Raw genomic sequence first — 26,128 nt, 5'->3', positions numbered from 1 at the left:
CACCGGCGTCCCCACCGAGGCGTCCGGCACCGCCAGCCGCGGGGTCCCGCCCGGCCGCGCCACCAGCCCGGCGTCCCTCGTCGGCGCGCCGGCCACCGGCCACCGCCGGACGCGCCGCACGCCATGAGCGCATCCGCCAGCCCCGCCACCGCCGCCGCGCAGAAGCTGAGTCAGCATCCGCGGTTCCTGCGGGTGTGGGCCAGCCAGTCCGCCGGGGCCGTCGCCGACCAGATCCTGCCGGTCGCCTTCGCGCTGTACGCCGTACAACTCGGGGCCGGTGCCGGCACCATCGCCGTCATCCTCGCCGGGCGGGCCATCGCCCTGGTGGTCTGCCTGCTCGCCGGCGGCATCCTCGCCGACCGCGTCTCCCGGCCCCGGATCCTGTTCACCGCCGACCTGATGCGCACCGCCATCGTCCTCGGCACGCTGCTCGCCCTCGACGACCTGCCCCTGGCCGCGCTCGGCATCGTCACCGCGCTCTCCGGCGTGGCCGAGTCCCTGTCCCGGCCGGCCATGCGGTCGTTGATCCCGGCGCTGCTCCCCGCCGGCCTGCTGGAACGCGGCAACGCCATGGTCTCCGCCGTGCAGCGCTCCGCGACCCTCCTCGGGGCGCTCGCCGGCGCCGCGATCGTCACCGCCATCGGCATCCACGCCGCGCTGGGCCTGGCGGCCCTGCTGTTCGCGACCGGCGCCCTCGCGGTGCTGGGCGTACGCGACGTCGCCGCCGACAACCGGGCCCGGACCAGCATCCTGGCCGACGCCGCGGCCGGCATCGCCACCGTCCGGCGTCGCCCCTGGGTCGCCGCCGTCATGGCTGCCGTCGCGGTCCAACTCTTCGCCGGCACCGCGCCCAGCCTGACGCTCCTGCCGCTGATCGCCGCGGACCGCCTCGGCGGCGAACTCGCCTACGGGCTCGTCCTCGCGGCTGCCGCCGCCGGCGCCCTCCCGGCCATCGCGCTGGCCGGCCGGTGGCGGCCCCGACGGCCCGGCACGGTCAGCATGCTCGCCCTCACCACCTACGCCGCCCTGCCCGCCAGCCTCGCCTTCGCCCTGCCGCTACCGGTCACGGCGCTCTGCTTCGCCCTCGGCGGATTCGTCGTGGAGATCTACTTCATCTCCTGGCTCTCCGCCCTGCAACGCGAGATCCCCGCCGAGGTGCTCGGCAAGACCCTCGCCCTGGACCAGCTCAGCGCCTTCGCCCTGCTGCCGGTCGGTTACGCCCTCACCGGGCCGGCGGTCGCGGCGTTCGGGATCCAGCCCACCCTCGTCGCGGCGGCCGCCCTGACCGCCGCGGCCAGCGCCGTCACGCTGCTGGTCCCCGGCGTCAGCACCTTCAGCGACCCCGACCGCGCCCACGCCACCGGCTCGACGGCGGGCGGCGCGGACCGCAGCGGATGATCCCGTCGGGTACGCGGAACGGGCCGTGACGCCGCTGACGGTCACGGCCCGTTCCGCACGGTGGACACCGCCGTCGGGTCAGCCCACCCGGGCGGCGCCGGCGGTGACGCCCGTGACGCCGCTGCCCGACTTCGTGACGTGGTAGGTGACGGTCGTGCCGCTCCAGAAGTGGAAGGTGAGCGTCACCCGGGCGCCGTCGTCGACCTCGCCGAAGAAGGTGTCGGTCAACGTGATGCGGTTGCCGGTGTAGTCGGGGGCGAAGGCAACGTCGAACTCCTTGAACGACGTCCAGTCGTGCGGGCCGGCGTTGCTGCCGTCGGCGTACTTCGCCTCCATGGTGGCGAGCTGGTCACCCCGGAACTGGGTCGGCACGGCGAACGAGGTGGTGTTCCCGGTCGCGTTCGACAGCACCGGCGGGTCGTAGGTGACCACGTCGACCCGCCACGGCACCCCGGCGGAGAACCGCGCGTGCAGGGTGGCGTTCACGCCGTACGCCCGGCTGCCGACCAACCGGGTCAGCGCGCTCGCGGTGAGTGTGAGCTGGTTGCCCGACACGGTGTAGTCGGTGCCCCGCACGAGGGGGGTGCCGCCCTGGTACAGCCCCTGGAAGGTGGTGCCGTTCGGGTTCAGGGTCAGCGACCTGGCGGTGATCGAGCCGGTGCGCGGCACGTACACCTGGTCGGCGGAGGCAGTCCCGGACCGGCCGGTCCAGCTCGACCTGATCTGCGCGAACAGCTCCGGGTCCTTCCACCGGAAGCCGAGCCGGTCGAAGTGCTGCCCGTTGTCCCAGAGCTGGGTGGTGATCTGCCTGGTCTTCGCATACCAGCCGAGGAACTCGAAGAACTTGAGCTTCTCGCCCTGCTGGATCGTGCCGGTGTGCCGGTCGAAGCCGAGCAGACCGTACTCGCCGATGACCACCGGGATGCCCTTGGCGACGAAGGCGTTGTGCACCCGGTCGAAGGCGTCGGTCAGGTCCTTCTGGGTGGTGGCGTCGAACCGGGTGCCCCCGGCGACGTTCACGCTGAACGGCCAGTAGCCGTAGAAGTGCACGGTGGCGATGAGGTTGCGGTCGCCCAGCTGGGTGAAGGTGCTCGTCAGCTCGTCGATGCGGGGCTGCTCCGACGAGGTGTGCAGGGTCGGCAGCACGAGCATCCGGGTGGCGTTGTTGCCGCCGGAGGCCCGCACGATCCGGTGGAAGGACGTGTTCAGCTCGTGCAGCAGCTGGGCGTTCTGGGCGTCCCCGGAGCTGTTGGCGAACTGCGGCTCGTTGACGCTCTCGAAGTGCAGCTTCGGCGAGGCGTCCCGGAACGCGGTCGCGATCTGGGTCCAGAGCGCGTTGTAGCGGTTGAGGACAGTGGTCCGGTCGGCCGGCATCTCATTGATCCACTGCCACGAGTCGTGGTGAATGTTGATCATCACGTAGAAGCCGTCGTCCAGGGCCCAGCCGACGACCTCCTTGATCCGGTTCAGCCACGCCGGGTCGACGGTGTACGCCGGCGCCGGGCCGTGGTGGTTGCTCCAGGTGACCGGGATCCGGATGCTGTTGAAGCCCTGCGCTCGGATGGCGTCCAGCTGCGCCTGGGTGACCCGCGGGTTGCCCCAGGCCGTCTCGTCGCTGCCGACCGCGTCGAACGTGTTGCCGAGGTTCCAGCCCGGCTGCATCGCGGCCACGTAGGCCAGCGGGTCGCCGACCGGCGGCGGGGTGGTCGGCGGCGGCGTGGTGGGGGGCGGGGTGGTGGGTGGCGGAGTGGTCGGCGGGGCGGTGGTGGGGCCGACGTCGCCGGTGCAGGTGACGCCGTTGAGGGCGAACGACGTGGGGGCGGTGTTGGCGCCCGACCACGAGCCGTTGAAGCCGAAGGACACCGTGGCGTTGGTGCCGATCGCGGCGTTGTAGCCGACGTCGGTCGCGGTGGCGTCGGCGCCGAGGGAGGTGACGTTGGCGTTCCACGCCGAGGTCACCCGCTGCCCGGAGGGGAACGTCCAGGTCAGCCGCCAACCGTCGATGGGGTCACCGAGGTTGGTCACGGCCACGTTCGCGGTGAAGCCACCGGGCCACTGGTTGGCCGAGTACGCCACCCGGCAGCCGGCCGCCGCGTGCGCGCTCACCGCGAACGTCAGACCGAGGCTCACCAACAGCAGGGTGAGGGCGCTGGTGAACAGGCTCAGCCGCCATCGGGTTCTTCTCGTCGTGCCTCGCATCTCGGCCATGACGCTCCTCGCCTGGGGTGCCGCTGGGACGGGCTCGCGGCAGGCGCCACCACGAACGCGGCCGCACCCGATCGCGAACCGCAGATTAAGTTTGGATTCCAAACTTTGTCAATCGGCGTGCCTCTATCTGAGCAAGGAGTGCGGGACAGCGACGCGGGACGGCCGGAGGTCCGGCCGCCCCGCGCCGTGCCTCACTGGTTGCGGCGGTACACCTCGATGTACGCCGCGGCGCGGTACTGCTGCCGCACGTCCTGGGCCAGCACACCGATCCACAGCGGGCCGGTGCCGGTCTTCGAACTGACCGTCGTGTGCGCCTGGTCCAGGGCGCCGGTGGGCAGGAACGCCGGCTGCTCCACCACCGCGGAGTGGTACGCGTCCGTGCCCCCCAGCCACCAGACCAGCACGTCCCTGGCCGCGACGTTGCGCGCGTTGTCGATCCGCCCGAGGGTCTGGTACTCGTCGGCCAGCACCTGCGGCAGGAAGCCGCCCCACACGGTGTACTTGTGCGCCCCGAAGGTGCCCAGCGAGTAGCCGTGGCAGAAGAACCTCTGGTCACCGGTGACGGTGGGCCCCGCCCGCCACGCCTCCACGCGGGTGCCGAGATCGGTCCGTACGGACAGGTTCATCCCGCTGACGTTGTTCGCCAGCGCGGGCTGGTGGAGGATCTGGTCGCCACTGGTCAGGTCGAACGGCTGCATGGGACTCCTCGGACGCACGTGCGGCGGATGTGAGCAGGGTTCGACCCTCGGCCATCCGGTCACGCACGGCAAGCGTGCGGTCACCAACCCGACCCGCGCGGGAGCGTGCGATGCTACGACGCCGGAAAGCCCAGCCGCGCGCTCCGGTCGGGGCCCGCCCGGACCACGTCCATGACCTGTGCCGCCACGGTGGCCGTCCGGCGGTCGCGGAGATCCAGGACGGGGCCGGGGACACTGACCCGCCCGGTCACGAGCAGCCGCATGATGTCCAGCAGGGCGTCGAACCGGCCGGTCAGGTCGAACCGCCGGCCGTCGGGTCCGACCACCACGGCCGGGCTCACCCCCGCGGCGAGGGCGCTGCGCTCCCAGTCGATCTCGTACGACCGGCCGTCCGGGCCGACCCGCACGACGAGCTGCTTCGTGCGGTGCAGCAGCGCGAGGTAGGTCATCGGCACGGTCAACTTCTTCCCGACGTCGATCGGGCGGGTGCCGTCGGCGGGGAAGAGTCGCAGGACGGTCTCCAGCACCGGGCCGGCGTACTGGAAGGTCGTCGTGCCCCGCAGTTGCAGCAACCGGCCGCGGATCAGGTGCCCGCCGCGGCGTGCCCACCGGCGGTCCACGCCGCCGAACGCCCCCTTCTCGCCGGCCAGCAGGTCGACCACCCACCTGGCCCGCCCGTCCGGCACCGGCTCGGGCGTCGGCCATCCGCCGGCGGCCCGTTCGACCAGGCCCTGGAGCCGCCTCGCCACGGCGGGGTCGGCACGTCGCAGGTCGATCGTGTCGCCGTCCATGGCGATCCGGCCGGCGGCCCCGGTCCCGGTGATCCGGCACAGCTCCAGCAGGAGATCCGGGCGTCCGGTCAGCGCGGCGTACCGGCCGTCGAGACCGAGCAGCCCGCACGTCGGGACGCCCGACAGCAGGGCGCTGCGCGGCCAGTCGATGCCGAACTCCTCGGGGACGTCGGGATGGACGACGGCGGCGAGTCGCCCCGCGGTGACGGCCGCCAGGCACAGCGACGGCACGCGCCACGTCTGCGTCGACTCGAACGGTTCGCCGCCGTCGGGGTGAACCCGCAGCCTGAGCCGGATGCGCGGCTTCGGCTCGTCGGGGTCGGCGTCGCTCCCGTACTCCTGGTACGTCGCCTCCCAGTCCTCGCCGTACGACACGAACGTCGCCTCGCGCACCTCGGCCACGGCCAACCGGCCGCCCTGGATCGGGATCCGGGCGCGGGGCGTCCACAGCACGAAGGTGTGATCGTCGCAGTGGAACGCCGTGGAGACCCGGTCCCGGTCGGTGATGACCCGGAAGTGCTTCCGGGTGAAGCGGAACGCCGCGACGGCAATCGCGAGGGTGCACACCAACCCGGTGAGAAGGAAGGCCAGCGGGACTCCCCGTTCGCCGCCGCCGGCATCGGCGACGCCCAGGGCGCCGCAGACGAGCAGGATCGGCCCCGCCACTCCGAGGAGGGTGAAGAGCGCGAGGTTGCCGACGAACGTACGGGCGAAGTTCTGCACTGCCCCTCCTCGGCCGGTGTCGGTCCTTGATACCACCGCGCCAGACTCTCCGGAGGGCAGCGCGCCCGGCCGCAGTCGGGCGGTGCCCGCCGACCGTGCGGGCGGCGGGCACCCTGGTGTCGGGCGTCAGCCGGCGCAGCAGCCACCGGTCTGACCGCCGGCGGGCGCGGCATCGAGGGTCGCCAGGTGCAGCGGCGTGGACAGCAGGCCCCCGGAGAGGCCGGTGGCGAGACCACGACCCGCCGGCTCGACGGCGGGAGCGGGACCGCAGCAGCCGTCGCCGTCGACGGGCTCGGTGGGGTTGCCGTTGCACACCCCGGTCTCGGGCAGCTCCAGCTGGACGTCGCGGGCGGCCTCCCAGTCCCCGGCGAGGGCGGCGACGACGGAGCGGACCTGCTCGTAGCCGGTGGCCATGAGGAACGTCGGCGCCCGACCGTAGCTCTTCATGCCGACGGCGTAGTAGCCGGTCTCCGGGTGGGACAGCTCGTCGACCCCGTGCGGGGGCACGGTGCCGCAGGAGTGCTCGTTGGGATCGATCAGCGGGGCCAGGGCCCGGGTGGCACCCATCACCGGGTCCAGGTCCAGTCGCAGCTCGGAGGCGATCGAGTGGTCGGGCCGGAAGCCGGTCGCGGCGACGATCCGGTCGACCGTGATCGACTCCTCGCCGCCGTCGGCGTGCCGGACGACCACCGCGACGCGGCCCTCGGCCGGGGCGAGCGCGTGCACGGAGAAGCCGGTGAGCAGCCGGATCCGGCCGGCATCGACGTGCCCGCGCAGCCGGGAGCCGAGGGCGCCGCGCGCCGGGAGGGCGTCGGCGTCCCCGCCGCCGTAGGTGCGGGTGGGGCTGGCCGAGCGGATCGCCCAGGTGACCGTGGTGCCGGGTTCGGCGCCCGCCAGCTCCGCCAGGGACAGCAGCGTGTTCGCGGCGGAGTGACCGGCGCCCACGACGAGGGTGTGCCGGCCGGCGAACCGGGTCCGGTCCGCGCCGAGAACGTCCGGCAACGCGTGCTCCAGGAAGGCGGCGACGTCGGCCTCGCCACGGGCAGGCAGGCCGCAGGCGCCGAGGACGTTCGGGGTGGACCAGGTGCCGGAGGCGTCGACGACCGCACGGGCGAGGAGCTCCTCGCCGTCGGCGAGGCGGATCAGGAATGGCGTCCGCTCGCGGCCGGCGGTGCGCAGCCGGTCCAGGCCGAGGCGGCTGATCGCCTCGACCCGGGCGCCGTGGCGCAGGTGCGGCTTGAGACCCGGCAGGTCGGCCAGGGGCTGGAGGTAGTCGCTGACCAGTTCGGCGCCGGTGGGCAGTGCCTCCGGGTCGGGGGCGACCCAGCCGGCGTCGGCCAGGAGCCGGCGGGCGGCGGGATCCACGTTGTACCGCCACGGGGAGAACACCCGCACGTGGCCCCACTGCCGTACCGCCGCGCCCGGGGTGTCGCCGGCCTCCAGGACGGTGAAGGCGATGCCGCGCTCGTGCAGGTGCGCGGCGGCGGCCAGGCCCACCGGTCCGGCGCCGATCACCACGACGGGCAGGTCGTTCAGGTTCTTCATCAGACCACTCCACTGCGTAGACATTTGTCGAATCAAAAGGGCTGAGTGCGGTCCCGTCACCGGGGCGGGACCGGTCAGGTGATGACGGGACTGCGCCGCTCGATCAGGACGACGTCGCGCCACCGGCCCCGGTGGCGACCCACCCGTTCGCGGACGCCGACGACGCGGAAGCCGGCCCGCCGGTGCAGGCCGAGGCTGGCGGTGTTCTCCGGGAAGACACCGGACTGGATGGTCCAGACGCCGGCCGCCTCCGTGGACGCGACGAGCGTGTCCAGCAGGAGCCGGGCCACGCCACGCCCCCGCGCGCCGGGGTCGACGTAGACGGAGTGCTCCACCACGCCTGCGTAGACGGCGCGGGTCGAGGTCGGCGAGACGGCGACCCAGCCGACCACGGTGCCGCCGTCGACGGCCACGAAGCGGTGCTCGGGCAGCCTGGCCGCGTCGAAGGCGGCCCAGGTCGGCGCGCTCGTCTCGAAGCTGGCCTCACCGTCGTCCAGGCCGGCCTGGTAGATCGCCAGCACCCGCTCGGCGTCGTACGGACGCATCGGGCGGACGGTGGTGTCGGCCATCAGCAGCCTCCGTGCGGACCGGAACCGGCGACGGCCGGGGCGGGGCCCGGTTCCTCGCCGGGCCCACCGGCCCTCGCCCGACCCGCCGTCGACCATCGGTCCTCGCCGAGCATGACGTCCCCCTCCTCGAACCCTGCCTTGACGTTCGTCTAAGCAGACGGTTGCACGTTGATTAGAAGAATGTCAACCTAGAGGAATGTCAAAGCAAGCGGCGCCGCTCGCCCTCCTGGATCTCACCGCCGACGCGGCCTGCTGCCCTCCCCTGGCGCAGCGCCGCGTGCCGGCCGAGACGGCCGCGGCGCTCGCTCCCGCGTTCAAGGCGCTCGGGGATCCGGTGCGGTTGCAGCTGATGTCGATGATCGCCTCCGCGGAGGGCGGCGAGGTGTGCGTCTGCGACCTCACCCCCGCCTTCGACCTCACCGGGCCGACGATCTCGCACCACCTGAAGACGCTGCGCGAGGCCGGCCTGGTGGCCGCGGAACGGCGCGGGACCTGGGTCTACTACCGCGCCCGCCCGGCCATCCTGCGCCAGCTCGCCGCGCTGCTCACCGTCGAGCCGGCCCCCGCCCCGTAGACCACGGCTGCTGTTCCCGCACGACGGCGTCGGGAGGCTCCCGGGTCCGGTCACCCGTCGTCGGGCGCCTCGGCTCAGGCTCATGACCGGTCGGGTCGGGATCTCGCCGGCGGCCGGGCCGGGGCCGATCCGCGTCAGCCGGCCGCTTCGACGTACGCCGCCAGGTTGGCCAGCGAGGAGGCGATTCCGGCCTCGTGGTCCGCCTGGTCGATGCCGGGTGGCACGTCCGTGGCGGTGACGGTCACCTCGGTCCCCGCACCGGTGGCGGCGAGATGCCAGGTCATCGTCATGGTTCCCGCGTACGACGGGTCGTCGGCCTCGAACACCGCCCGCTGCACCACGCGCTCGGGCGGCACCAGGACGGCAAACCCGACGTCGACGACGTCCGTCGCATCCGACGTCTTGCCGGGGCTGTCGGTGGAGTCGAGGTAGGTCAGCACCATCCGGAACCCGCCACCGGGCCGGGGATCCCATCGCTCGACCCGCCCGCGCATGCCGTCCGGCGGCAGCCATGCCTCAAGCGACTCCCGGTCGAGCAGGGCGCCGTAGACGGTCGCCGGTGGTGCCGCGATCACCCGGCTGGCGCGGTCGGTCCTTCCCATGACCCGATCCTAGGACCGAGGTTCCGTCCGGCCCGTCCCCGTCGCCCGCACCGGGGCGGTGGGGTCAGCTGAGCTTGGAGCCGGTCACCGTGGGATTGCGGGCGCCGAGGAAGAAGATGCCGGGGTAGCCGCGCGTCTCGAAGCCGTCGCTCGGATTGCGGCGCAGGGTGGAGTTCTCGATCCGCATGGTGCCGGTGCGGTCGTTGCTGACGAAGAAGACGGCCCCGCCGCCCTCGTTCGCCCTGTTGCCCTCGATGATCGTGCCGGCGATCCGGACGGTGAACCCGTTGCCGTCGCAGTAGATCGCCCCGCCGCTGCCGCCGCCCGGCGTGCCGGCCCTGGCCGGGTTGGCCCCGGTGCCGACCGCCCGGTTGTCGCGCAGGACGCTGTTGAGCACCACCCAGCTGACGCCGATGCTGCTCAACGCGCCGCCGTTGGCGCAGACGCCGCCGTCGAACGTGCTGCCCACGACGTACACCGGCTTGTTCTCGTACTGGCTGAGTACCCGGATGGCCGCGCCGCCCAGGTCGGGGCCGGTCCGGTCGCAGCGGTTGCGGACGAAGCGCGAGTTGACCACCTTGAACCGGCCGCCCCGGACGAAGATGGCCCCGCCGCCGCCACCCTCGGCCCGCTCGCCGGTGGAGTTGCCGTCGGCGAAGGTCAGGTTCTGCACGGTGAGCTGCGGGTGGTCCTGGTTCTGGCAGTGCGAGGTGGTCCAGCCCTGCGCGCCGTCGCAGGTGTTCATGTAGAGGATCCGCCGCCGTCCCGCACCGCTGAGGGTGACCCTGCCGCCGCCGTCCAGCACGACCCTGGGCCCGTTGGCGTTGCGGACCTTGGCCGTCGCCGTCATCTTGATCGTCACCGGTTCCGACCCGCAGTCGAACGTGATGACGCCGCCGGCCGCGACCGCCTTGACCACCGCGGCCGAGGTGCAGCTGGCAGCGGTACCGCTGCCGATCGTCCGGGTCGGCTTCGACGTGTCGACGGCCTGCGCCTCGGCCGGCACGGCCGCGCCGCCGTTCGGGTTGCCGGCCTTCAGCGCCCCGGCCTTCGTCGAGGGCTTCGGGCTGGCGCTCGCCCCGGGCCCGCCGAGGCCGGAACGGGCCGCCGGGACCCCGCGGCCGGGCGCCCCGACCCCGCCGGCCGACGTCGGCGCGGCGGCCGGGGCCGGCGGCGGGTCGCCGTCGGGGGCGGAGTCCCCGCAGGCGGGCAGGCCCGCCCCGGCGACAGTCAGGACGAGCAGGGCGGCAAGCGACTTCACACGCACCCCGTGATGCTAGGAGCCACCGGACCGGTGAGCGAATCCGCCGCACGGGCGGACGAGCCCCCGGTCGATCGACCAGCGATCGACCGGGGGCTCGCCGTCCGGAGTTTCGTCAGGCGAGGTCGAACCGGTCGAGTTCCATGACCTTGGTCCAGGCCGAGACGAAGTCGGCGACGAACTTCTCGCGCGCGTCCTGGCTGGCGTAGACCTCGGCGAGGGCCCGCAGCTGGGAGTTGGAGCCGAAGATGAGGTCGACCGCGGTGGCGGTCCACTTCACCTCGTCGGTGGCCAGGTCCCGGATCTCGTACACGTGCTCGTCGGACTCCGACGCCTTCCACCGGGTGCCCGGGGAGAGCAGGTTGGTGAAGAAGTCGTTGGTGAGCACGCCGGGCCGGTCGGTGAGGACGCCGTGCCGCGTGCCGCCGACGTTCGCCTCGAGGGAGCGCAGGCCGCCGACGAGGACGGTCATCTCGGGCGCGGTCAGGTTGAGCATGTAGGCACGGTCGAGGAGCAGCACCTCCGGCTGGGTCTTCTCACCGGGACGCAGGTAGTTGCGGAACCCGTCGGCGCGCGGCTCGAGGACCCGGAAGGACTCGACGTCGGTCTGCTCCTGGGTGGCGTCGGTGCGGCCGGGGTGGAACGGCACGGTGACCTCGACGCCGGCGTCGCGCGCCGCCTTCTCGACGGCGGCCGAGCCGGCCAGCACGATCAGGTCCGCGAGCGAGATCTTCGCGCCGCCGGCGGAGTTGAACTCCCGCCGGATGCCCTCGAGGGCCTCCAGGACCGTCGCGAGCTGCTCGGGCTCGTTGACCTCCCAGCTGCGCTGCGGCTCGAGACGGATCCGCGCGCCGTTGGCGCCGCCGCGCTTGTCGGTGGACCGGTAGCTGGCGGCCGAGGCCCAGGCGGTGGAGACCAGCTGGGCGGTCGTGAGGCCGGCCTGGAGGACCTTCGCCTTGAGGGCGGCGACGTCGGCGTCACCCACGAGCTCGTGGTCGACGGCCGGCACCGGGTCCTGCCACAGCTGGGGCTCGGGGACCCAGGGCCCGAGGAAGCGGCTGACCGGGCCCATGTCGCGGTGCAGCAGCTTGTACCAGGCCTTGGCGAACGCCAGCGCGAACTCGTCGGGGTGCTCCAGGAAGCGGCGCGAGATCTTCTCGTACGCCGGGTCGACGCGCAGCGACAGGTCGGTGGTGAGCATCGTCGGCTTGTGCTTCTTCGACGGGTCGTGGGCGTCCGGGATGATCGCCTCGGCGTCCTTGGCGACCCACTGCTTCGCGCCGCCGGGGCTCGTGGTGAGCTCCCACTCGTAGCCGAAGAGGATCTCGAAGAACCGGTTGCTCCACTGCGTCGGCACGTCGGTCCACGTCACCTCGAGACCGCTGGTGATCGTGTCCCCGCCCTTGCCGCTGCCGTGGGTGCTCAGCCAGCCGAGGCCCTGCGCCTCCAGCGGAGCGGCCTCGGGCTCGGGGCCCACGTGGTCGTCGGCGACGCCGGCGCCGTGGGTCTTGCCGAAGGTGTGGCCGCCGGCGATGAGGGCGACGGTCTCCTCGTCGTTCATCGCCATCCGGGCGAAGGTCTCGCGGATGAAATGCGCCGCCGCGGCCGGGTCCGCGTTGCCGCGGGGGCCCTCCGGGTTGACGTAGATGAGACCCATCTCGGTTGCCCCGACGCCGGCCGCCATCTCCTTCTCGGAGGCGTAGCGCTCGTCGCCGAGCCAGGTGTCCTCCGGACCCCAGAAGATCTCCTCGGGCTCCCAGACGTCCTCCCGGCCGAAGGCGAAGCCGAAGGTCTTGAAGCCCATCGACTCCAGGGCGACGTTGCCGGCGAGCACGAGCAGGTCGGCCCACGAGATCTTCTGGCCGTACTTCTGCTTGACCGGCCACAGCAGCCGGCGGGCCTTGTCGAGGTTGGCGTTGTCCGGCCAGCTGTTGAGCGGGGCGAACCGCTGCCCGCCGTCGCCGGCACCGCCGCGACCGTCCTCGATGCGGTAGGTGCCCGCGGCGTGCCAGCTCATCCGGATCATCAGGCCGCCGTAGTGGCCGAAGTCGGCCGGCCACCAGTCCTGCGAGGTGGTGAGGACCTCGACGATGTCGCGCTTGAGGGCCTCGACGTCGAGCTTGGCGAACTCCCTGGCGTAGCTGAAGTCCGCCCCCAGCGGGTTGCCCTTGGACGAGTGGGCGTGCAGCACCGACAGGTCGAGCTGGTTGGGCCACCAGTCCCGGTTGGTGCGCGGACGGCCTCCGGTCTTCGGCGTCGGCGAGTCGATCGCCGGGTTCTCGCTCTCGCTGCCGTGCGCGGTCACGGAGTCGTGCGCGACCGGGCAGCCGGCCGCCTCCTTCTTGTCCACGCCCTGCGCGCTGACGGGGCCGTTGTCCTGGGTGTCGCTCATGTGCTTCCTTCCGAACTGGCGGATCACTGAACGGTGCGTTCGGTCGCGCAGTCGGGGCAGGTGCCCCAGTAGACGACCTCCGCCTCGTCGACCGCGAAGCCGCGGTCGTCGGAGGCGGTGAGACAAGGGGCATGGCCGACGGCGCACTCGACGTCGGCGATCGCGCCGCAGGAGCGGCACACGACATGGTGGTGGTTGTCGCCCACCCGGGACTCGTAGCGGGCGGTCGCCCCGGCGGGCTGGATGCGCCGCACCAGACCGGCGTCGGTGAGCGCCCGCAGCACGTCGTACACCGCCTGGTGGGAGACCGTGGGCTGCTCCGCCCGCACCAGGGCGATCACCGTGTCGGTGTCGACGTGCGGATGGTCGCGCAGCGCTCTGAGCACCGCCAACCGGGGCCGCGTCACGCGCAACGAGACCGCCCGCAGCTGGGTCTCGAAGTCGGGCGTCACGTGATGAACATAGTCCAGTATTTTGGAACGGATCAAGTTTTTCCCGGGTTCGACCCGCGCACCTCCGACGCGGCCCCCGGCCGCCCGACCGTGGGTCCGAGGTCGATCACCGACGGCTTCCGGATCGGCTGTCGGACCGCAGCAGCTCGTCCACGCTGTCGCGCAGCGCCCTCCGGTTCGCGTGCCCGGTCTTGAGCAGCAGGCTGGCGACGTGCTTCTCGACCGTACGCGGCGAGAGGTGCAACAGCGAGGCCAGGTCCTGGTTGTCGTGGCCCTTCGCGAGCAGCACGAGCACCTCGTGCTCGCGGACGGTCACCCCGACGGCGCGCAGCCGGGCCGGGATGCGGTCGTGACCCGAGCGCCGTTGCCCGAGCGATGCGCCGGCCTGACGGAGCAGGCCCCGGCAGGCGCCGGCGATCACCGGCGCGTCGACGTTGTGGAAGTGATCCTCCGCCGCCCGCAGCCAGGCGACGGGCTCGCCCCACCCGTCGGCGAGCGCGGCCTCGGCGACCAGACGCAACCCCAGGTGGTAGGACATGCGGTACGGCGCCGCGGCCTCCAGGGCCAGCGCGACCTCCGCGGCGGCCCGCTCGCGCTGCCCCGCGCGCCCGTACACCACCGCCTTCGCCAGGTGCAGGAACTGCCGGTTCCAGCGCAGGCTCGCACCCGGCGCCAGCGCCACCGCCTCCATGCCGGTGCGGTCCAGCGACCCGGCCAGCGCGTCGAGCAGTGGCCGCAGTCCGAAGCGACCCGTCATGTAGTAGGTGTTCGGGTGGTCGTCCTCCCACGCCCGGGCCAGGTCGAGGGCCCGGATCGCCGCCGGCCGGTGCTCCTCCAGCAGCGCGCAGACGGCTTCGCAGAAGCCGTAGGCGAGGGGCACGTGCCCGGACTCTCCCCCACCGACCGCCCGGAACTCCTCGAGCCGCTGCTCCATCAGTCGCCGTCGTCCCCGGTGGGCGGCGGAGGCGGCGGCCGTCACCAGCGCGAACTGCTGGTCGTCGATGTTGCGCAGCCGGGCGGTCGCCGCGGCGCACCGGGCGGCGAGTTCGTCACCTGTCGCGTAGTCGCCCTGCATGACGGCACGGATCGCGTACACGCCCTCGATGCTCTGCCCGAGCATGATGGCGCCCGACAGCTGCGCGGCCTGCTCCGCCTGGCGCAGCAGCGTCTGCTCACCGGTCCGCATGCTCTGGTTGACCCCGAGCCGGAACAGCGCGTTGATGCGCCACAGGGGCAGGCGGTGTTCCTCGGCCATCGCCAGCATCCTGGTCAGGTAGGACTCCGCCTCGTCAAAGCTCCGGCTGCGGGCGATCATGGCCAGGAGTTGCAGTGCCTGGCACGCCGTCTCCGCCATCGGCACCCGCTCGGCGACCGCCAGGGCCTGGAGCACGAGCTGCTCGGCCTGCGTGGTCCGGCCGCAGCCGTCGCCGTCACCGAAGATCAGGTGCGCCTCGACCACGTCCACCCGGGCCGCCGGCCCCGGCGGCGGGTTGCTGCCGAGGATCGCCCGGGCGATGCGCACCTGGGACGCGCCGTCGGACCACCGCCCGGTCGTGACCGCGACCCAGGCGAGCCGGGTCCGGATGCTGACGTGCTGCTCGACGCCGAGGGTCACGGCGTTCACCCAGGTCGCGTCGTCGACCAGGGCAAACGCCCGGCTCGCGTGGCCGGCTTCGGCCAGGGCGTTGAGCAGCGACTCGAGGATGCCGGCGCGTGCCTCGGGGTCGGGCGGGTCGGACATCAGCTCGTACGCCCGGTCGAGCAGGGTGACGGCCGAGGTGGTCGCGCCGTCGCCGAGGGCCCGCCGGCCCGCCTCCGCGAACAACAGGCCCGCGGCGTGGTTGTCGCCGGCGGTCTGCCTGAGTTCGGCCGCAAGCTGGCACCAGTGTCCGGGCAGCCCGGCGTACGCCGACTCCAGCGCGTCGGCGGCGCGTTTGGCCAGCGCGGACCGTTCGGCGGGGGTGAGCGTGGCCAGGATCGCGTCGGCGGTCAACGCGTGGCGGAAGGAGTACCAGTCGGGGGTCGACCGGTCGGGCATGATGACCTCGACGTCCACCCCGGAACGCAGGTGGCTCAGCATGGCCCGCTCCGCGAGACCGGTCGCCGCCCGGACCGCGGCCACGGGGAAGCGACGGCCCAGCACCGCGGCGGTGTGCAGCAACGTCCGCGCCTGCGGATCGAGGCTGGCCAGCCGGCGTGTCACGCTGAGCGTGACGGTGTTCGGCAACGCGATGGCCGGGTCGTCGCTGAACCGCCAGCCGTCGCCGTCGCGGACCAGTGCGCGTGCGCCGATCATGCTGTTGAGGAGTTCCTCGGCGACGAACGGGTTTCCTTCGCTGTCGCGTACCAGCCGGTCGGTCAGTTCGGCGGGCAGGGTTTCGGTGTCGAGGCAGGCGGAGGCGAGTTCGTGGACCTCCTGATCGGACAGGGGGCGCAGTTCGACGACGGTCGCGGACCGCCGCACGGCCGCGGCCCAGGCCAGCTCCGTCGCGGGGCCGCTGCCCGGGCGCATGGTGGCCACCATCAGGATGGGCAGGTCGGCGAGGTTGTCGACCAGATACTCCACGACGGCGTGGGTCTCGGCGTCGGCGTCGTGGATGTCCTCGAGGATGAGGACGCAGCCCCGGCCCCCGGCCACGGCGGTGACGAGCCGCAGGACGGCCTCGGCGAGTTCGACGATCGAGGCCACCCGTTCCGGCACCGCGGGGTCCCGCCATTCGGGCACGAGCCGGGCGAGGGCCGGCCGGTAGGGCGCCAGCTCGGTGTTGTCCGGCAGCCGGCCCGTGCGCGACAGCGAGAAGATCGCCTCGGTCAGCGGGCGGAACGGGACGATGGGGCCGGTGGAGCTGCTACGGCCCCGTAGCAGCTCCATACCGGCCTCCGCCGCCGCGTGCGCGCAGTGTTCCGCGAGCCGGGTCTTGCCGATCCCCGCCTCGCCGATCAGGAAGATCGTGCCGCCGGACGAGGCCCGCGTGGCCGTCAGTCGAGCGTTGACGGTGCGGAGTTCGGCATCACGTCCGATCACCACCGGCGAGGAGAAACGCATGCCCGCAGGCTAACGTGAGCGGCACCCGCATTACCGCGTCGAACACGGGGCACCCGCTGTCGATGACACGACACGGGAAGGCGCCGCTCCCCGGCGGGGGCTCACTCCGACGAGTGACCGCCCGTACCGCCGGTGTCGATGATGGCCGCGATGGCGGGCGCGGCGATCATCAGGCCGGTCAGGATGCCCGTCCGCCTCCCGACGTGCCACAGGAAGCTGAGTTTGATCTCGCCCGCCGGGTGCGTGTCGGCCGACCCCGGTTCCTCCACCGCCCCCGCCGGTCGAGGAACAGTCAGGTCGTTCCGCATGTCTTCCCCCTTGTTCCGCATATCTTCCCCCTTATCTGGTTCTCGACACCGCGTCAGGATGTCGTCGGCTCGGCATGCAGCAGCAGTGCCGAGGGCACATGATCGGCGAAGCCGATACGGAGCAGTCCGTGGCCGATCCCGGCCAGGCCGTCCAGCAGGCCGGGGACACTCACGCCGCCGGCGGCACCGCACCTCGGGCCGGCCTGGTCCAGCGCGGCGACCAGTTGCCCGGCCTGGTCGGAGCGAACGCTGACGGCGGCCCGCCGACCGCGTGCGGCGGCGACCGACAGCATCTCCTGCCTGCCCAGCTCCCCGTGGCAGAGGCTGTGGTCGCCGACCAGCCCCGATCTCGACACGGCGGTCGCCGCGCGGTCCACGAAGGCGGCCAGCGCGGGGTCCGCCAGCAGCCGGCCCTGGTCGGCGATGGCGACCGCGATTCCGGGGACGCCGTGGCACCACGAGTGCGCCGACAGGTCCGGGAAGGGGCCGGTGGCGGCACGGGCCAGCATCTCGCTTCCGGCCTCGGCGTACCGTTCGTCGCCTTCCGCCTGCGCGAACCGCAGCAGGGCCCAGCCGATCCCGGCCGTACCGGTGGCGAAGCCGGGCTGTGCGGGCAGCGACGGAGCGGCCGCCAGCAGCCGCTTGGCGCAGTCACGGGCCGTCTCGGCGGCGAGCGGCAGGCCGGTCAGCTCGCTGACGGCGAGCATCGCGGCGAGGCAGCCGGCGAGCCCGTCGAGCACGCCCAGCTGGGGTTCCGTCGCGGCGGCGATCGCCGCGAGGCGTACCGCCGGCTCGACGGAGTCGCCGAGCGCGTCGTCCTGGAGCAGGTCGGCGAGCCGGGCCGCCGCGTAGGCGATGCCCCCGAGGCCGGTGAACCCGCCGCTGCCGACCGTGCTCGCCAGGTGCGGCCGGGCCTCCATCGCGGTGAGCAGCACGGGGAGCTGGCGCACCGCCCGGTTGGCGGCCTCGGCGTAACGGTCGACGTCCGTGAGCCGGGCCAGTTCGGCCAGGAAGAGGGCGGTGCCCGGGTATCCGTTACCCAGCCCCGCGCCCAGCGGCATGATCGTGCTGTGCCCGCCGTCCACCGGTTCGAGGCCGAGCCAGTTGGCGAACACGCCGTCGTCGTACGCGTCCGCGATGATCTTGTCGGCGATGCCGCAGGCGACCGTGAGCAGCCTGCCCGGGTCCGGTGCCGTGGCCTCCCACCGGACGGGCACCGGCTCGGCGCACTCGTGGCGTGCCCCGCCGAGCCGGCCGGCGAGCGCGGCCTGGACGATCCACTCCTGGTCGCGCTGGTCGACGGCGCCCATCGCGGCGATCTTGCGCAGCGTGGTCGCCAGCACCGGCTCGTCGAGCACGTCGACGAATCCGACGCCGTCGCCACCGGTCAGGTCGCGGTCCTCCGGGCGGCAGGTGAACAGGGGGACGTCGCCGTCCCAGAGCTGTTCGATCTCGCGGGACACCAGGCGGTTCCGCACCGGGTCGTCCACCGAGGCCGCCCAGAGCAGGTCGAAGATCTGATCACGGTCGAGCGCGTCGCGCAGCACGTCGGGATGGGTGGACTCGCTCAGCAGCACGGTGTAGGTCCGCGTCGACCGGGCGATGACCCGCAACTCGTCGGCGGCGAACCGCCGGAGCAGGCCGTCCGGGCCGGTCAGGTCGCCGGCGCACCGGGCGATGGCGCGGTAACCGGCACGGAAGCCGGCGAGCAGCTCGCCCGTGTACTCGGCGGCATCGGCCGGGACGCCGTGCAGCGTCGGGCGGTTCTCGGCCGCCCGCACGGGCGCGGCACCACGTACCAGGTGCATCGTGTCGGTGCCGGCCGCGGCCCACTCGACGGCCTCCCGGAGCTGTTGCGCGCCGGGGTCGCCACCGAGGCCGGAGATGTCCAGCAGGCCGCGCTCGCCGATGAGCGGCTGCGGCAGCAGGGCGGTGCGGTACACCGATGTCCGCAGCGCCCGGGCGGCGGGGTCGGGCGCGGCGGTCGGTACGGGCAGGTCGGGGTGCAGCAGCGTCTCGACGTCGACGAGGACGGGCTGGTCGGCGCAGGCGATCAGGTTCTCGTGGTGGATGTCCGTCATGCCCAGCAGATAGAGCAGCGCGAGCAGCACCCCCTGCCGGCGGTAGAACGCGCCCACCTCGACGGCGTCGGAGCAGGCGGCACGGTCGACGACCTCGATCCACCCGTAGCCGTCGCGGGCGAGCACCGTCAACGTGCGCAGCTCCAGCTCCGGCAGCAACCCGTTGAGCCAGTCCAGGACCTCGTTGAAGTGCACGTGGACGGCGACCGAGCGTGGCCGGTAGACCACCCGGGCGCCCGAGGCGAAGCGCAGGAGCGCCACGGCCCGCCCGTGCCCGTGCGAGTCCCCCGCCACGTCGACTCCGGCCAGCGGTCCCGGATCCCGGCCGGGGAACAACCGCCGGAGGATCTCCGCCCGGTCCGCGACGAACCGGTCGAGCAACTCGGCCGTCGCCTCGACGGCGTGCCGGCAGGCGGTCGCCAGGATCCGCGCCAGCACGGGGTAGTCCGTCATCACCCGGGTCAGCCGCCCGCGCTGGGCGAGGTCGGCCACGAAGGCCGCGAACCGGTGCTCGGGCGTGGGACCCACCAGCCGGCCGGCGGCGCGGGCGGCGTTGAGTTCCAGGACGAAGGTACGCGAGGCCATCGCGACCAGCCTCCTGCGGAGCGCGTCGGCGAACCCGGCGTACACCGCGGCGAGGTCCACCACCGTGGACGTCCCGGGAGCCCGTACCCGCTGCCGCAGGTCGGCGCAGGCGGCGGTGACGAACGGTGCCAGCACGCCGGCGAACGCGTCGGACCACGGGGTGCCCGTGGGCGGGTGGGAGGCGCCGTCGGGGGCGAGGCCGAGCGCCCGCTCGGTGAACTCGGCCCAGGCGGGCGCATCCGACCCGTCCGCCAGCGCCGCCGGCGGGGTGTCGAGGAGGGCCAGGAACTGCCGCTCGGTGATCCTCAGGGCCGCCAGGCGGTGCGCGAACTGACCCGTCGTCCCCAGCTCGTACGCCGAACGCCAGTCCCGCAGCCGCCGCACGGCGTGCTCGGAGACGGCGTCGGCGGCGACGGGCCCGCCGTGCTCGGCTGCCCGTACCCGTTCGGCGAGCGTGAGGCCGGGCGCCCACCACGCGCCGCCCGCACCGCCCACCGCCGTCGTGTCCCGCGTCCCCGATCTGTCCACGCCGATATCGTGCCGGCGCCCCGGAGGGGTCACATGGGTAACCGGTACCCATATTTCGCCGGCGCTGGCGCACCGCCTCCGACCTGCGGCGATCCGCTACGCGACGAGGGCGACCGGCCCGCCGGTGCTCCCGCTCCCGTCATCGGGGCTGCCGTGGTGCGGGTCGGACAGGTACCGCACCGACCGGCGGTCGGGCTCACCCGGCGCACCACTCCAACGCGGCCTGGGCGCTGGACATCTTGTGCTTGGCCTGGTCGAAGGCGATGCTGCGGGGACCGTCCAGCACCTCGGCGGTGACCTCCTCGCCCCGGTGCGCCGGCAGGTCGTGCATGAACACCGCCTGCGGGCTCGCCGCCAGGACCGATTCGTCGACCCGGAACGGCGCGAAGACGCGCCGCCAGTCCGGGTCCGGCTTGCTGGTGCCGGTGGTCTGCCAGCGGGTGGTGTAGACCACGTCGACCTCCGGCAGGTCCGACATGTGGTGCGCCTCGGTGACCGACGAGCCGCTCCGCCCGGCGGCCACCCGGGCGGCGGCGAGGACGCCCGGGTCCAGCCCGTACCCGGGCGGCGTGCGCAGGTGCAGCCGCGTCCCGGTGAACCGGCTGAGGGCGAGCGCGAGCGCGGCGGCGGTGTTGTTGCCCTCCCCCACGTAGAGCACCCGCAGCCCGTCGACCCGGCCGAACCGCTGGGTCATGGTGCTCAGGTCGGCCAGCGCCTGCGTGGGGTGCTCCTCGGCGCTCATCGCGTTGATCACCCCCATCCGGTCCTGCGCGGCGAAGGCCCGCAGCTCGGCGACCGGGTCGGCGGTCCGGGCGACGAACAGGTCGACCATCCCGGACAGCACCCGGGTGGTGTCCCCGACCGTCTCACCGGTGTTCAGTTGCAGGTCCCCGGGGCCGTAGCTGATCAGCTGCGAGCCGAGCCGCAGGGCTCCGCTGGAGAAGGCGGTGCGGGTCCGGGTCGAGGTGCGGCGAAAGTAGACCGCCGTGACCAGGCCACGCAACCGGTCGGCGGGGCGGACCCGACCGGCGGCGTAGTCGGCGCTGCGGGCCACCAGATGCCGTAGGTCGGCGTCGGCGAGGTCCTGTATCGACAGCAGGTGACGGCGGGGACGGCGGTCCATCGGGGTCCTCCGGGATCGGTGACGGGAGGCGGTCAGCTGGCCTGGATGGCCCGGTGCAGGACGGTGAGGCCCCGCTCCAGCCGGGCGAGGTCGATGGTGAGCGGCGGCATCACCTTGATCACTTCGTCGTCGCGTCCGCAGAGTTCGACGATCAGCCCGGTCTCGAAGCAGCGCCGCTGGATCCGGTCGGCCCGCTCGGCGCCGCCGGCCGCCCGCAGGTCGATGCCGAGGACCATGCCCAGGCCCCGGACGGCGAGCGCCGGTTCGCTGTCGCGCAGTTCGGCGCCGAAGCGCTCCAGTCGCCGCGCGCCGACTGCGGCGGTGGTGCGGAACCCTTCCTGGCCCCAGAGTTCGCAGGCGGCGGCACCGGCGACGAAGGCGAGCTGGTTGCCCCGGAAGGTGCCCGTGTGTTCCCCCGGCGACCAGACGTCGAGTGCCGGTCGGAACAGCACCATCGACAGCGGCAGCCCGTAGCCGCCGATCGCCTTGGAGACGGTGACGATGTCCGGCACCACGCCGGCGTGCTCGAAGCAGAAGAACGTGCCGGTCCGTCCGCAACCGGACTGGATCTCGTCGAAGATGAGCAGGACGCCGTACCGGGTGGTCAGCTCGCGCAGCCGGCGCAGCCAGTCGGCCGAGGCCGGGTACACCCCACCCTCCATCTGCAACGGTTCGACGATCACCGCGGCCGGGAGGTCCAGCCCCGACGACGGGTCGGACAGCATCCGCTCCAGGTAGCCGATGGAGTCGAAGGGCCCCGCCGGACCGTCCTCGTACGGCACGAACGTCACGTCCGCCGTGCCCACCTGCCCGGCGGCGCGAGCCCGGCGGCCGCCGCTGACCGCCAGCGACCCGCGGGACATACCGTGGTAGGCCCCGGTGAAGGAGACGACGCCACGGCGTCCCGTGGCCCGGCGGGCCACCTTCAGCGCCGCCTCCACCGCGTCGGTGCCGGTCGGTCCGCAGAACTGCACCTTGTGGTCCAGCCCTCGCGGGGCCAGCACCTGTTCCCGGAGCCGGCTCAGGAAGGTCCGCTTCGCCACGGTGTACATGTCCAGGCCGTGCATCACGCCGTCCCTGGCGAGGTACTCGGTGAGGCGACGCTTGAGGTGGGGATGGTTGTGGCCGTAGTTCAGGGTGCCGGCGCCGCAGAAGAAGTCGGTGAACATCCGGCCGTCCTCGGCGTAGAGCTCGGCGCCCCGGGCCCGGTCGAACACCACCGGAAACTTGCGGCAGTAGTAACGCACCTCCGACTCCATCGCCTCGAAGAGGGAGAAGTCGTAGGCCGCCTTGTGCGGCGGGACGGTCTCGTCCACCAGCATGGTCATCGGTCCGGGGTCTCCTCGGTGGTAGTCGTCTCGTCGTCGGAACAGGTCGTCGGGTGCGTGCTGCCCGACCGGCGGGCGGTCGATCGGTCCCGGCCGGGCCGGGACATGTGCGGGGGCGAGACCGGAACGGGCCGGGGCCCTCCGGGACCCCGGATCACGTCAGCCGCGGGTGGTCAGCGCGACCTGACCCAGGGCGCCGAAGGAGGCCCGCACGGTGTCACCCGGTACGAGGTCCACGGCCGCCGCCCAGGAACCGGAGAGCACGAGCTGCCCGGCCCGGATCCCGGTGCCGAACCCGGACAGGATGCGGACCAGAAACGCCACGGACTCGGCCGGGTGACCCATCACGGCGCGGCCCCGCCCCGCCTGCACGCCGTGGCGGCTACGCAGCTCCATGCGCGCGTCGGCCAGGTCCGTCGTGTCGGGCGGCACGCCGGCGCCGAGGACGGCCAACGCCGACGAGGCGTTGTCGGCGACGGTGTCCACGAGGCCGATCCGCCAGTCCTGGATCCGGCTGTCGAGCACCTCCAGCGCCGGCAGGACCTCCGCGGTGGCGGCCAGCACGTCCTGCGCGGTCACGGTCGGGCCGGTGAGGTCCGCCGCGAACCGGAACGCGATCTCGCCTTCGACCTTCGGCGCGATGAACCGGCCCAGGTCGAGGTCGGCACCGTCGTCGAGCACCATCCGGTCGGTCAGGTAGCCGAAGTCGGGATGGTCGATGCCGAACATCGACTGGATCGCCTCGCTCGTCGCACCGATCTTGAGCCCGGCCAGGACCGCGCCGTCCGCCAGCTCCAGCTCGCGCAGCTCGCTCTGGACGGCGTAGGCGTCCGCCAGGTCGAGCTGCGGATGCCGGGCCGAGATCGGCGGCACGGCACGGAGGGTCCGCGCCGCCGTCCGGAGCTCCCCCGCGAGTTCGCGGTGCAGCGACGGCGTGGCGGCCACTACCTGGCCGCCACGAAGAGCCGGCCGCCGGGCACGCCGAGCGGTACGCACCCGGTCTCGGAGAAGCCGGCGGCCCGGAACGTGTCCAGCCACTGCCGCTCGGTCGGGAGGGTCACCCGCATGAAGCTGGCGTGCAGGTAGGTGAAGAGCGCGCTGAACCTCCGCTCCGCCGGATCGGGCGCGTAGGAGACCGCGTCGGCGACCGCCATGAACCCGCCCGGAGCGAGTGCGTCGCGGCAGGCGCCCAGCACGGCCTTGGCCACCGACTCGTCCGCCACGATGTCGTGCATGACGAAGCACGCCAGCACGGCGTCCGCGCCCTCGACCGGCCCGGGATCGTCCGCGAGGGACTGGACCGTACGCTCGACGACCTTGAGCCGGTCGTCCACCCCCGCGGCGGCGGCGGCCTCCCGCGCCGCGGCACACGCGGCGCCGCTGCTGTCGAGCGCCACACCCGTACGCCCCGGGTCCCGCCCGAGGAGCTCGATGAGCAGTCCGCCGGCGCCGGCGCCGAGGTCGGCCACGTGCGAGGCACCGGCCGAGGCGACCCGGTCGACGATCGGCGGATAGAACGCCCGCTCGCCGATCCACCGCGAACTGACCGCCACCCGGCGCCCGTCGCGGCGATGGACCCGGGCGGCCGCGTCGCGGTCGGTGAGGAACTCCCGCGCGTTGGCGAGGAACGGGCCGTTGGCGCTCATGGCCCAGGACACGTATCCGGCCGCGTACCGCCGGTCCGGGTAGTCCTCGGCCGCCTGGAAGCGGTTCGGCACGTCCGTGCCGACCACCAGCCCGGCGGCGACCAGCGCGGCAAGGTAGTCGTCCACGCCGGCCTGCGGAAGCTCGGCGGTCCTGGCCAGATCGGCGGCGCTGAACGTGCCGCCCGAGTCCAGCAGTCGGTCCACTCCGATCTCCGCGCCGATCTGCAGCAGCGCGGCGACCGCGGCCAGGTCGGCCGCCTCGTCGAGCGGGGAATGGCGTTGCATTGCTCCTCCTACGTCCTGTGATGTGAACCCTGACGACCGCTCACACCTGGCTCGATGCCTCCTGCTCGGCGGCCAGCGACATGGCGACCTCGATGATGGTGTCCTCCTGGCCGGCCACCACCCGGCGGTTGCCCAGCTCCAGCAGGATCCGGCGGGGGTCGACGCCGAAGCGGGCGCTCGCGCGCCGCACCGGCGCGGCGAACCCGGAGAACACGCCGGCGATCCCGCTGGCGATGGTGACGCTGTCGTTGGTGGGCACGTGCTTGACGAAACGCTCCTGTGCCACGTCGGCCGCGTCGAGCGCGCCGAAGAGCTGGATGTCGGTCTCGACCTGACCGACGTGCAGGTTGGCCGCGACGAGCTCGATCGGTGCGTTGCCCGCGCCCGCGCCGAAGCCCCGCGCCGTGACGTCGACGATGGTCGCCCCGGCCTCGATCGCCGCCATGCTGTTGACGACCGACATGCCGAGGTTGTTGTGCGCGTGGAAGCCGACCGCGATGTCGAGGTTCTCGACGAGCTCGCCGACCTTCTCGCGGACCTTCTCCGGCGTGTACGCGCCGGCGGAGTCCATCAGGATGACCGCCTCGGCGCCGTAGCCCTGCATGAGCCGGGCCTGTTCCACCAGCTTCGCCGCGGAGGCCATGTGGCTCATCAACAGCATTCCCTTGACGGCGACGCCCAACGCCCGCAGCATCGTGACCTGCTGCCGGGTGACGTCCGCCTCGGTGCAGTGCGCGCCGACCCGGACCTCGTCCACGCCGCAGTCCAGCGCCGGCTTGAGGTCGCGCTCGACGCTGGCGAACCCGGGGATGGACAGCACGCCGAGACGGGCCGTACGCAGCTCGGCCTTGGCGGCCCGCAGCATCTCGGCGTCGCTGAGCGCGGCCATGCCGACCTGGATGGACGAGGCGCCGAGCCCGTTGCCGTGGCCGACCTCGACGACGTCCACGCCGGCCGCCTCGGCCGCCCGCGCGTACGCGCTGATGTCCGCGCGGCCGAGTTGGTGGCCGACCGCGTGGTTGCCGTCGCGCAGGGTCGTGTCGCAGATGCTGAGTTTCGGTGCGCCGCTCATGACCGCCGCCGTTCCGCCCGGGCCTCCGCCACCGCGAGCGCGGCGCAGGTGATGATGTCGAGGTTGCCGGCGTAGCGCGGGAACCAGTCGCCCCGGCCCTCGACCTCCACGACGATGGTGGTGCGGTCACCGACCGCCACCGGCGGGACGACGACGCGGTAGCCGGGCACGTACGACCTGATCAGCTTCTCCATCATGGCGACGGAGGCGCGCAGGGCGTCCAGGTCGAGCCGTTCGGCGTTCGTCACCGAGATGGAGTTGCGCATGACGATGCCGGGGTCGGCGGGGTTGATGATCAGCACGGTCTTGGTGCGCCGCACGCCGCAGAACTCGATGGTCGCCTGCTCGGTGGTGTGCACGTACTCGTCGAGGTTGGCCCGGGACGCGGGGCCGACGGTGGCCGAGGCGCTGGCCGAGACGATCTCCAGGTAGTCGATGCCCTCCGCGGCCTCCGCCATGCAGTGGGCCATCGGGACCGCCGCCTGTCCCCCGCAGGTGACCATGCTGAGGTACTGCTCGTCGAGGCAGTCGTCGAGGTTGAGGGCCGGCACGCAGAACTTGCCGAGGTGCGCCGGCGTGAGGTCGACGAAGGGCAGCCCGGTGGGCGCGACGACCGACCAGTGGCGGGTGGCGTCGTCGGCCGAGGTCGCGTCGAAGACCAGGTCGACGTGTTCGGCGCGGGCGGCGACGGCGTCGATGCCGGCCACGCTGGTGGGCACCCCGTGGCGCTCGGCCAGCTCGATTCCGGGGGATCCGGCGCGGCGTCCGGCGAACAGGACGCACTCCAGCAGGGGGGACGCCCCGACCTTCAACAGCAGGTCGGTTCCGATGTTGCCCGTGCCCACGATGGCTACCCGTAGGGGTGGCGGGCTCGTGTGGGTACTCATCCGGTTCTTCCTCTCGTCCGGCCGCG

At 73.1% G+C, this 26,128-nt stretch carries 20 protein-coding genes; 2 read left to right on the top strand and 18 right to left on the bottom strand.

Annotation, left to right across the window (positions count from 1 at the left end; translation table 11 throughout):
- Positions 1-123: 123 nt before the first annotated feature.
- Entirely contained in the window at positions 124-1,398 is a 1,275-nt protein-coding gene (locus DER29_RS31805) for an MFS transporter (protein WP_148710160.1), read from the top strand.
- Positions 1,399-1,476: 78 nt separating this feature from the next.
- On the opposite strand, the gene DER29_RS31800 is transcribed toward DER29_RS31805, so the two are convergent.
- The 5 genes from DER29_RS31800 to DER29_RS31780 form a co-directional block, all read right to left on the bottom strand.
- Positions 1,477-3,606, bottom strand: a complete 2,130-nt coding sequence (locus DER29_RS31800; RefSeq protein WP_233600288.1) for a cellulase family glycosylhydrolase — start codon at positions 3,604-3,606, stop codon at positions 1,477-1,479.
- Positions 3,607-3,797: 191 nt separating this feature from the next.
- Complete coding sequence (locus DER29_RS31795) at positions 3,798-4,304, bottom strand: hypothetical protein (protein WP_121401304.1); 507 nt, start codon at positions 4,302-4,304, stop codon at positions 3,798-3,800.
- A 113-nt stretch (positions 4,305-4,417) separates the two neighbouring features.
- The gene (locus DER29_RS31790; protein WP_121401303.1) at positions 4,418-5,818 is read right to left on the bottom strand and encodes a hypothetical protein; all 1,401 of its coding nucleotides are present in this window, start codon (positions 5,816-5,818) and stop codon (positions 4,418-4,420) included.
- Positions 5,819-5,944: 126 nt separating this feature from the next.
- Positions 5,945-7,363, bottom strand: a complete 1,419-nt coding sequence (locus tag DER29_RS31785; protein WP_121401302.1) for an FAD-dependent oxidoreductase — start codon at positions 7,361-7,363, stop codon at positions 5,945-5,947.
- Between the two features lie 74 nt (positions 7,364-7,437).
- Entirely contained in the window at positions 7,438-7,932 is a 495-nt protein-coding gene (locus tag DER29_RS31780) for a GNAT family N-acetyltransferase (RefSeq protein ID WP_121401301.1), read from the bottom strand.
- A 196-nt stretch (positions 7,933-8,128) separates the two neighbouring features.
- On the opposite strand from DER29_RS31780, the gene DER29_RS31775 reads away from it, so the two are divergent.
- The gene (locus DER29_RS31775; protein WP_121401300.1) at positions 8,129-8,506 is read left to right on the top strand and encodes a metalloregulator ArsR/SmtB family transcription factor; all 378 of its coding nucleotides are present in this window, start codon (positions 8,129-8,131) and stop codon (positions 8,504-8,506) included.
- A 134-nt stretch (positions 8,507-8,640) separates the two neighbouring features.
- On the opposite strand, the gene DER29_RS31770 is transcribed toward DER29_RS31775, so the two are convergent.
- The 13 genes from DER29_RS31770 to DER29_RS31715 form a co-directional block, all read right to left on the bottom strand.
- Complete coding sequence (locus DER29_RS31770; protein WP_121401299.1) at positions 8,641-9,108, bottom strand: SRPBCC family protein; 468 nt, start codon at positions 9,106-9,108, stop codon at positions 8,641-8,643.
- A gap of 64 nt (positions 9,109-9,172) precedes the next feature.
- Positions 9,173-10,375 carry a hypothetical protein gene (locus DER29_RS31765; protein ID WP_121401298.1) on the bottom strand — a complete coding sequence of 401 codons (1,203 nt, stop codon included), beginning with the start codon at positions 10,373-10,375 and terminating at the stop codon, positions 9,173-9,175.
- Between the two features lie 109 nt (positions 10,376-10,484).
- Complete coding sequence (gene katG / locus DER29_RS31760; protein ID WP_121401297.1) at positions 10,485-12,761, bottom strand: catalase/peroxidase HPI; 2,277 nt, start codon at positions 12,759-12,761, stop codon at positions 10,485-10,487.
- 23 nt (positions 12,762-12,784) lie between these two features.
- Positions 12,785-13,213 carry a Fur family transcriptional regulator gene (locus DER29_RS31755; protein ID WP_121401296.1) on the bottom strand — a complete coding sequence of 143 codons (429 nt, stop codon included), beginning with the start codon at positions 13,211-13,213 and terminating at the stop codon, positions 12,785-12,787.
- Between the two features lie 106 nt (positions 13,214-13,319).
- Entirely contained in the window at positions 13,320-16,259 is a 2,940-nt protein-coding gene (locus tag DER29_RS36140; RefSeq protein WP_121401295.1) for a LuxR family transcriptional regulator, read from the bottom strand.
- A 101-nt stretch (positions 16,260-16,360) separates the two neighbouring features.
- Positions 16,361-16,567 (bottom strand): hypothetical protein, encoded by a 207-nt coding sequence (locus DER29_RS34020; RefSeq protein ID WP_148710159.1) that lies wholly within the window; start codon positions 16,565-16,567, stop codon positions 16,361-16,363.
- A 53-nt stretch (positions 16,568-16,620) separates the two neighbouring features.
- On the bottom strand, positions 16,621-19,761 hold the full coding sequence (locus tag DER29_RS31745; protein WP_148710158.1) for a type 2 lanthipeptide synthetase LanM family protein: 3,141 nt from the start codon (positions 19,759-19,761) through the stop codon (positions 16,621-16,623).
- Between the two features lie 196 nt (positions 19,762-19,957).
- The gene (locus tag DER29_RS31740) at positions 19,958-20,884 is read right to left on the bottom strand and encodes an ornithine carbamoyltransferase (protein ID WP_121401293.1); all 927 of its coding nucleotides are present in this window, start codon (positions 20,882-20,884) and stop codon (positions 19,958-19,960) included.
- A 32-nt stretch (positions 20,885-20,916) separates the two neighbouring features.
- Positions 20,917-22,212: an aspartate aminotransferase family protein gene (locus tag DER29_RS31735; protein WP_121401292.1), complete on the bottom strand. Its 1,296-nt coding sequence runs from the start codon at positions 22,210-22,212 to the stop codon at positions 20,917-20,919.
- A 159-nt stretch (positions 22,213-22,371) separates the two neighbouring features.
- Entirely contained in the window at positions 22,372-23,085 is a 714-nt protein-coding gene (locus tag DER29_RS31730; protein WP_148710157.1) for a 2-keto-4-pentenoate hydratase, read from the bottom strand.
- A gap of 71 nt (positions 23,086-23,156) precedes the next feature.
- Positions 23,157-24,143, bottom strand: a complete 987-nt coding sequence (locus tag DER29_RS31725) for a class I SAM-dependent methyltransferase (RefSeq protein ID WP_121401290.1) — start codon at positions 24,141-24,143, stop codon at positions 23,157-23,159.
- 40 nt (positions 24,144-24,183) lie between these two features.
- Positions 24,184-25,215 (bottom strand): 4-hydroxy-2-oxovalerate aldolase, encoded by a 1,032-nt coding sequence (dmpG, locus tag DER29_RS31720; protein ID WP_121401289.1) that lies wholly within the window; start codon positions 25,213-25,215, stop codon positions 24,184-24,186.
- A complete protein-coding gene (locus DER29_RS31715; protein ID WP_121401288.1) occupies positions 25,212-26,102 on the bottom strand; it encodes an acetaldehyde dehydrogenase (acetylating) in 891 nt (296 codons plus the stop codon). The genes dmpG and DER29_RS31715 overlap by 4 nt, the downstream gene beginning before the upstream one ends.
- Positions 26,103-26,128: the final 26 nt, after the last annotated feature.

Origin of the sequence: Micromonospora sp. M71_S20 (assembly GCF_003664255.1) — a bacterium.
Taxonomy (GTDB): domain Bacteria; phylum Actinomycetota; class Actinomycetes; order Mycobacteriales; family Micromonosporaceae; genus Micromonospora.
This window is presented reverse-complemented; position numbering and strand designations above follow the sequence as displayed.